Genomic DNA, 4,325 nt, shown 5'->3' with positions numbered 1-4,325 from the left:
CACCTGCGCCTGCGCGCCGGCTACGACTTCCTGCTGCTGCGTTGCGCCTCGGGCGAGATCGACAGCGAAATCGGCGAGTGGTGGACCGGCTTCATGGAAGGCGACGGCAGCGAGCGCGAATTGCTGCTGGCGCAAAAACCGAAGGTTGCGGCCGAAGCGGCGCCTGCCAAAAAACGTCCGCGCCGGCGCGGTTCGCGCAGCGGCGCCAAGGGTGTAAACACAGACAGCAGCGCGGGCGGCCGCGGCAATGATGAGCAAGGTGGTCAATGACGGCAATTTCTCCTGCCGCCGAAGCGGTCACTGCTTACATCGGCATCGGCGCTAACCTGGGCGACGCCAGCGGCCAGGTGCAGCGCGCCATCCTGCAGCTCGGCAAACTGCCTGACACCAGCCTGGATGCCCAGTCCAGCCTGTTTTGCACGGCGCCGCTGGACGCCGGCGGCGACGATTACACCAACGCCGTGGCGCGCATCAAGACCCGCCTGGACGCGCATGCCTTGCTGCAAGGCTTGCAACAGATCGAACAGGATTTCGGCCGCCAGCGTCCCTATCCCAATGCCCCGCGCACGCTGGACCTGGACCTGCTGTTATATGGCCAGTCGATCTTTGCGGACGCGGTGCTGACCGTGCCGCACCCGCGCATGACGCAGCGCGCTTTTGTCCTGATCCCGCTGTTGCAGCTGGATCCCTTCATCGTCATTCCCCAGCAAGGCCCGGCACACCAGTTTGCCCCGCAAGTCGCGGACCAGGCCATCCGCAAGATATAGGGATATAGGGATTTGTTTTATGAGGGCAGCCTGCCGGATGCGCCGGCTTCTGGCACACTGTCCCCTTCACGTAGGCAGCACACTTCTTAAACATGAATCTAGACAGCTATAAGTACATCGTCGTCGAAGGCCCGATCGGGGTCGGCAAGACTACGCTGGTCAACAAGATCGCCATGCATCTGGGCGGCCGGGTCTTGCTGGAGCAGCCGCAAGCCAATCCGTTCCTGGAAAAATTTTATCGCGATGCGCCGCGTTATGCCTTGTCGACGCAAATGTTCTTCCTGTTCCAGCGCATCAACCAGCTGCGCGATTTTTCCACAACCTTGGCGCAGAACGACCTCTTCGACAGCCCCGGCCACCTGGTCGCCGATTTCCTGCTGGCCAAGGACCCCATCTTTGCCCGCCTGACGCTGGCCGACGAGGAATTCAAGCTGTACCAGCAAATGTACGACCACCTGCGGCCGCAGGCAGCGACGCCGGACCTGGTGATCTACCTGCAAGCAGAGCCGGACACCCTGGTGGAACGCATCAAGAAGCGCGGCATCGAGATGGAAGCCAGCATTTCGCCGGAGTACCTGGCGCGCCTGTGCGAAAGCTACAGCCGCTTCTTCTATCACTACGACGAAGCGCCGCTGATGATCGTCAATAACGAACACCTGGACCTGGCCGGCAACGATGCCGATTTCAGCTTGCTCTTGGCGCGCATCGACGGCATGCGCGGCAAGCGTGAATTTTTCAATCGTGGAGAATGACAATGGCAGGATATTTACAAGGCAGCGACCCGGCGGCACGTAGCAAGCCGATCACTATTCCGGCGTTGCAAGCCTTGCGCGACAAAGGTGAAAAAATCACCATGCTGACTTGCTACGACGCCAGCTTCGCCGCCCTGATGGATCGCTGCGGCGTGGAAACCTTGCTGATCGGCGATTCGCTCGGCATGGTATGCCAGGGCCACAGCTCAACCCTGCCGGTCACCATCCAGGACATCGTCTACCACACCGCCAGCGTGGCGCGCGGCAACCATACCGCGCTGGTGCTGGCGGATCTGCCGTTCGGCACTTATGCCACGCCGGAAAGCGCATTTGCCAACGCCGTGCCGGTGATCCAGGCCGGCGCGCAGATGGTCAAGATCGAAGGCGGCACCTGGCTGGCGCCTACCGTGCGTTTCCTTACCGAACGCGCGATCCCGGTCTGCGGCCATCTCGGCCTGACGCCGCAGTCGGTGCACCAGATGGGCGGCTACAAGGTGCAGGGCAAGTCGCATGCGGCTGCCGAGCAGCTGAAAGCCGACGCCCTGGCGCTGCAAGAGGCGGGCGCCAGCCTGCTGGTGCTGGAAGCGATTCCGGCAGCGCTGGGCAAGGAAATCAGCGAGCTGCTGTCGATCCCGACCATCGGCATCGGCGCCGGTCCGGACTGTTCCGGCCAGGTGCTGGTGATGCATGACCTGCTGGGTGTTTTCCCCGGCCACAAGGCGCGTTTCGTGAAAGACTTCATGGAAGGCCAGACCAGCATTGATGCGGCTGTGCTGGCCTATGTCAGCGCGGTGAAAGACAAGTCGTTTCCGGCGCCGGAACACTGTTTCTGAGTTTTCCGGGCTACGGCCGGTGCTGAAGCAAAGCCTGAATTGAAAACGGCGCCGAGATCCGGCGCCGTTTTTTATTGTCGAGCTTGTTAGTGCTGTTTGCCGTTGCTTCCCTGGGCGAGGGTTTGCAGCGGCGCCGGCTGGCTGTCGCTGCCGACTCCTTGCGGCGGCGTCACTACCAGCGGTTCGCTGCGCGAGCCTTGCGCCGACAGCACATTCGAGGTGGTCGCAGGATCGGCGTTCCAGACCGGATCGGCGATGCCGTCGAATACGCTTTTGAGCTGCTTGCCCCAGTTTTCGCGAATCATCTGGAAATACTGATTCTTCTCGCCTATGGTGACAAAGCGCGTGACAGCCAGCGTATCGTTTTCATACAGCAGCATATCCAGCGGCAAGCCAACCGAGACATTCGAGCGCAGCGTCGAATCCATCGAAATCAATGCGCATTTTGCCGCTTCGTCCAGCGTTGAGGCGGGCGTGATGACCCGATCGAGTATCGGCTTGCCGTATTTCGATTCGCCGATCTGGAAGTAGGTGTTTTCGTTGTGCGATTCGATGAAATTGCCAGCCGAATAAATCTGGAACAAGCGGCAGCGCTCGCCCTTGATCTGGCCGCCGAAAATGATGCTGACGTTGAAATCGATGCCGAATTTTTCCAGCGCCTTTGCTTCTCGCTCATAGACGGTGCGAATCGCCTCGCCGACGATCTGCGCCGCTTCGTACATCGAATCCGCGGTCCAGATGGTCTTGCCGGCGCCATTCGTATGTTCGCCGATGATTTCCTTGATCGACTGTGAAATCGACAGGTTGCCGGCGGTCATGAACACCATCAGGCGTTCGCCGGGATGTTCGAACACGCTCATCTTGCGCGAGGTGGCGACATGGTCCACGCCCGCATTGGTGCGGGAGTCGGAAAGAAAAACCAGGCCGGTTTCCAGGCGGAGGGCAACGCAGTAAGTCATGGTGTCGAAGGAAAATGCAAAGTGGCGATTTTACAGGAAGCCAGGGCGGTTTCCCGGTCAGATCAGGGTTTTATGTTAATAATACGACAATTTATTGTAAATTTGTGTAAGCCGCTTATTGATTCTCTTATTGATCAGATGGTAAGGCAGAAACATTGACTTGCACAGTCAGTGTTTCTTCGCCGCCGCCGCGCCGCACGCCGCGTACCGGCGCGGCCGAATCGTAGTCGCGTCCGATTGCCAGCCTGCAATAATTGTCGCTGGCAAAACAGGCATGGGTCACATCGATGCTGATCCAGCCGGCAAAATCGCCTTCCTGCACCCAGACGTCGACCCAGGCATGGCTTTCCGCGTGATTGGTGTTGCCGGGATCGATATAGCCCGACACATAGCGCGCCGGGATGCCGGCAATATGGCAACAGGCTAGGAACAGGTGCGCATGGTCCTGGCACACGCCTTGGCCCAGCGCCAACGCGTCGTCGGCGCTGCTGGTTACCGCAGTCGAACCGCTCTGGTAAGCCACCGCCGCGCAGATCGCCTGCGCCAGCTCCAGCAGCTGCCTGCTGTCGGCGCCCGCGCGCAAATTCTTATGGGCGAAATCCATGACTGCCGCGGTGGCTTGCGTCAGCTGGGTTGGCACGGTAAACACCAGCGGTGAAAATTCTCCCGCCTGCGGCAGCCGCCCTTGCTGCAGCGGGATCACCGCGACCGTGCCTTCGGCGATGATGCGTACCTCATGGTGCGGCTTGGTGACAGTCAGCGTATGGCACAGGTTGCCGAACGCATCGATGTAGGGGTGGCGGTTGCCCGAACTGCTGATATGCCACGCCAGCGTGCGCTGCTGGGCTTCCGCGCGCGGCGATAGCCGCAGCTGCTGGATCGTGTAGGTCAGCGCCGCGGTGTAGTGGTAAACCGTTTCATGCCGGATGGTAAGGAGCATCAGTGGGGAAATTCGCTATCAGGTATTCAGCGGCACCAGGAAATCGCGGCTGATGCGATTGCCAAGCTCGAAGA

General features: G+C 60.4%; 5 protein-coding genes and 1 pseudogene. 4 read left to right on the top strand and 2 right to left on the bottom strand.

The annotated features are described in order from the left end of the window. The 4 genes and pseudogenes from JWQ61_RS11740 to panB form a co-directional block, all read left to right on the top strand. A pseudogene (locus tag JWQ61_RS11740) lies at positions 1-270 on the top strand (polynucleotide adenylyltransferase PcnB); the annotation flags it as partial. Further along, the gene (folK, locus tag JWQ61_RS11735; protein ID WP_304360692.1) at positions 267-767 is read left to right on the top strand and encodes a 2-amino-4-hydroxy-6-hydroxymethyldihydropteridine diphosphokinase; all 501 of its coding nucleotides are present in this window, start codon (positions 267-269) and stop codon (positions 765-767) included. The pseudogene JWQ61_RS11740 and the gene folK, both read left to right, overlap by 4 nt. A 92-nt stretch (positions 768-859) precedes the next feature. Further along, positions 860-1,519, top strand: coding sequence for a deoxynucleoside kinase (locus tag JWQ61_RS11730; RefSeq protein WP_304360691.1), 660 nt, complete (start codon positions 860-862; stop codon positions 1,517-1,519). Between the two features lie 2 nt (positions 1,520-1,521). Beyond that, complete coding sequence (gene panB, locus JWQ61_RS11725) at positions 1,522-2,352, top strand: 3-methyl-2-oxobutanoate hydroxymethyltransferase (RefSeq protein ID WP_304360690.1); 831 nt, start codon at positions 1,522-1,524, stop codon at positions 2,350-2,352. 86 nt (positions 2,353-2,438) lie between these two features. On the opposite strand, the gene JWQ61_RS11720 is transcribed toward panB, so the two are convergent. Together JWQ61_RS11720 and JWQ61_RS11715 are read right to left on the bottom strand one after the other, a co-directional pair. After that, complete coding sequence (locus JWQ61_RS11720) at positions 2,439-3,311, bottom strand: peptidase (protein WP_304360689.1); 873 nt, start codon at positions 3,309-3,311, stop codon at positions 2,439-2,441. A gap of 127 nt (positions 3,312-3,438) precedes the next feature. Next, entirely contained in the window at positions 3,439-4,251 is an 813-nt protein-coding gene (locus tag JWQ61_RS11715) for a transglutaminase family protein (RefSeq protein WP_304360688.1), read from the bottom strand. Positions 4,252-4,325: the final 74 nt, after the last annotated feature.

Source organism: Collimonas fungivorans (assembly GCF_028292705.1).
In the GTDB taxonomy this organism is placed as follows: Bacteria; Pseudomonadota; Gammaproteobacteria; order Burkholderiales; family Burkholderiaceae_D; genus Collimonas; species Collimonas fungivorans_B.
This window is presented reverse-complemented; position numbering and strand designations above follow the sequence as displayed.